The 649-nt window shown below is 38.8% G+C and carries 1 pseudogene; it reads right to left on the bottom strand.

The annotated features are described in order from the left end of the window. Window positions 1–626 (bottom strand): annotated as a pseudogene (locus tag BSF42_RS22285) (calcium-binding protein); the annotation flags it as partial. Window positions 627–649: the final 23 nt, after the last annotated feature.

The raw sequence follows: 649 nt of genomic DNA, 5'->3' as shown, positions 1-649 counted from the left end.
CCTAACAAAATTTGTTTGAAAACGCCGTCTGAATTTGTAAAATTCAGCCAGACACGATTTTTCTCAATATCCTCAGATGCTGCTGTTTTGTAAAACTGGCCGTTATTGCCTGGTCTTCGTATAGCATTATTAAAGATTACTGTTGCGGCTTCTGGTCTTGCAAAAAATCCCTGCGCAGCTGCAATATATCCATTAAAAGGAGTTCCGCTTCCTCCTACAGTAGATCCTGAAGCATTGAAGGCGGTAAAGTCACTATTATAATAAAATTTACCATCAGCAGGGTTTAGGATTGGAAGCGATTCATGTCCCCAGAAATACAAAGTACCTAAAGCTGGATTATCAGTCATTAACTGCTGTGCACTTATCGCAGACGGATAAGGGTTTCCAATTAAATTCCATTTTCCATCTACAACAGGAACAGGGATAGTTCCGTTATTAGGAACACCTGTGAATATCGCAGTAAAATCAGATGGTGTATAAACGTCTGCAGATTGAGGAGCTCTTATATTATAACCTTTACCAGTCTCCATAACCATTTTTCCATAATAGTCGATGGTCCACTTTCCTGCATCTGAATCGTAATATTGATATTTGTCCCAAAGAGTATTTGGTGATAAATCGTGCATTGTAAAGCCAGGTTTTGTAACTG

This window comes from Flavobacterium sp. ACN6, from assembly GCF_002304005.1.
Taxonomy (GTDB): Bacteria; Bacteroidota; Bacteroidia; order Flavobacteriales; family Flavobacteriaceae; genus Flavobacterium.
Note: the sequence above shows the minus strand (reverse complement) of the source record. Positions and strands in the feature narration are given on the sequence as shown.